The sequence below is a fragment of the Bradyrhizobium sp. JYMT SZCCT0428 genome (assembly GCF_018131075.1).
In the GTDB taxonomy this organism is placed as follows: Bacteria; Pseudomonadota; Alphaproteobacteria; order Rhizobiales; family Xanthobacteraceae; genus Bradyrhizobium.
The window spans coordinates 1-2989 of sequence record NZ_JAFCLS010000143.1 but is presented as its reverse complement, the minus strand read 5'-3'; the positions used below and the strand labels follow the sequence as shown (position 1 = coordinate 2989).

The 2989-nt window shown below is 54.5% G+C and carries 1 protein-coding gene; it reads left to right on the top strand.

Annotated features, from left to right (window positions below):
* On the top strand, positions 1–2989 hold a 2989-nt coding region (locus tag JQ575_RS43975; RefSeq protein ID WP_212039363.1), incomplete at both ends, for an AAA family ATPase.

Genomic DNA, 2989 nt, shown 5'->3' with positions numbered 1-2989 from the left:
TCGGAGTATCTTCTCTAGGTCACCGCAAGAAGCTGCTTAGGGCCATTCAAGCATTGACGCCCGCGCGCCAGCCCACCGGCACAGCAAAAGCGATTGCAAGCGCCACTGTGGTGCCACCCTCTCCTGTGCAACATCGCGAAGCTGAATTCCGTCAGATCACAGTGATGTTTTGTGACTTAGTGGGATCTACGCAGCTATCGGAGAAGTTAGATCCTGAGGATCTCCAAAAACTCATTGACGCGTATCGGGTGGAGTGCAGCGCTGCGATTGGGCGCTATGGAGGCGAGGTCGCCCGCTATTTCGGCGATGGAGTGATGGCATTTTTCGGCTGGCCCCGTGCACATGAGGATGACGCCGCTCGTGCTATTCACGCCAGCCTGGAGATTGTGTCCGGAGTTACGAGGATTTCAGGGCCAGTTACTTTGAATTGTCGAGTGGGTGTTTGCTCGGGTCCGGTTGTTGTCGGTGAAATTGGAGCTAGTGGTACTTGGTCGATGGACGCGGTGGGAGAGACGCCGAATATCGCCGCACGTCTCCAGACCCTTGCCGCTGTCAACACGGTACTCATCTCGGAATCGACGAGGCGACTCGTATGGGCAGCTTTTGATTTTCAGGACCTTGGGCTCCAGGAACTCAAAGGTGTAACTGAACCTCTTCACGTGTATCGCGTGCTCTCAGCCAAAAATACAGCTAGCCGCTTCGAGGCTGCGCATACGGGCGCTCTTACCCCGCTCATTGGACGCTCAAGCGAACGAAGCTTGCTGCTCGATAGGTGGCAGAAAGTCAAAGAGGGTGACGGCCAAGTCATATTGCTCTCGGGTATTCCCGGAGTCGGAAAATCAAGGCTGCTCCACGAATTGAAATCTTATGTTCAGCAGGAACCACACGTCTTGCTGTACCATCAGTGCTCGCCCTATCACAGTCAGAGCGCGTTCTTTCCGGTGATCGGGCAGATCGAACAAGCGGCCCAACTAACAGCTCGCGAGGCCGAGGCAGATAAGATTGCCAAGCTTACAACTTACCTTCCGCGCTCAACTGATAACTCCAAAGAGCCGGTCCTGCTCATTGCCAAACTGTTATCAATCCCTTTTGAAAATCACCTCGAATTATCTGCTCTTACGCCGCAGCAAATAAAGAACAGGACGATAAGCACGCTTGTCGACATGATCTTGGCGTTTTCTGTCGAACGCCCCGCCGTCTGCATCTTCGAGGATGCGCATTGGGCAGATAACTCGACGCTCGAGCTGCTTGAATCGATTATCAGCCGGATCGACCACGCCCGCGTGCTACTTATTGTGTCGTGCCGGCCTGAGTTTCGCCCCACGTGGATGACCGATGCGAACACCACCATGCACTCGCTTACTCGATTGTCGCTCACCGAAGTGAATGCGATGATCCGAGATATCTTGAGGGGAGGGAGCATGCCCCAAGCGGTGCTTGACCGGATTGTCCAAAAGGCCGATGGAGTTCCGCTATTCATAGAGGAGCTGACAAGCAGTATGTTGAGTACGCCTTTCCGAACCCGAGGCACTTTCGAGCGCGCAGTACAGCCAGCATTACTCAGGGTTCCGGACACGCTGAGTGATGCATTGATGGAGCGGCTCGACCGCGTTGCGCCGAGTCGCAAACTTGCGCAGATTGCGGCTGTGATTGGGCGTGAGTTCTCCTATGATCTCTTGTCGGCTGCATCGCAAATTGACGATGACGAGATACTGTCGGCCCTTTCGCTGCTCGAACAGGCTGACATCATCTATCGAGCCGGAATTTCGCCTGTTCTTCGTTTCGCCTTCAAACATGCGTTGTTGTGTGACGCAATCTACGACTCTTTGCTTAGGAGTAAGAGGCAGCAGATACACGCGGACATCGCGGCAATCTTAGAGCATGACATTTCGGAGCTCGCCGAAAATCAACCCCAAGTCCTGGCCTATCACTATCAAGAAGCAGGCAATCACCAATGCGCCATTCGTTGCTGGTTCGAGTCTGGGCAGGACGCGCTAGCGCATTCCGCCAACGTCGAAGCGATTGCTAGCTTCCGAAAGGCCCTTCAGCTTTTGGGCGCTTTGCCGGAAACGCCCGAACGGATCAAACAAGAAATCGACATTCAATTGGCGTTGGGAATACCGCTTATCGCGGTTCAAGGATATGCGTCGGAGGAAATCCGCGAAGTGTTTTCGCGGGCTCATTACTTGTGTGTGCAACTCGGCAACGTCCCTGAGTATTTCCAAGCCCTGTTTGGGTTGTGGGGGCACTGCTGGATGGGCGGAATGAATGATGATGCGCTCCGCTTCGCTGATGAGTTCCTGTCACGGGCGCAAGCGTCGTCCCAACCGGTTCCGCTAATGGTGGCTCATAGAGTGATGGGCAGTACGTTATTGACGATTGGGGACTTCAAATTGTCAGCGGACCATTTCGCGGAGTCGATCAAACTCTCGATTGGTAAAGGAAAGCAGCCCCTATCCAATCTTTACATGGTGGAACCTCAAGCGGCTTCACTTCTGCTCCTATCTTGGGACTTGTGGTTTCTGGGCTATCCGGATCAATCCCTTGCCCGCGTTTCGGAAGCGCTTGCTTTGGGTCAAGACCTTGGCCACCCCTACACGGTGGCATTCGCTCATTACATGACTTCCGTTGTGCACCTTCTGCGCGGGGAGGCCGCTCGCGCCTTCGAAAGCGCCGAAAAAAGCTTGGAAATGTCAAAAGAACAGCGGTTTTCGCTGTACGCGATTTTGTCGCAAATTTCGAGAGGCCGAGCAGTCGGCGACCTGGGCCAACTTGGAGAGGCCCGGGCCGAAATAGCACTGGGAATCGACGAAGCGCGACGTAATGGCGTCGGCTTCATGCTTCCGATGATGGAAAGCTGGCTGGCGAACATGCACGCCAAGGCTGGCGAAAATAAGTCCGCACTAGCGATTGTCGAGAGGACTCTGGCCAGTATCGGTGACGTGACTGGCAGATCATGGGAAGCAGAATTGCATCGGCAAAGAGCGCA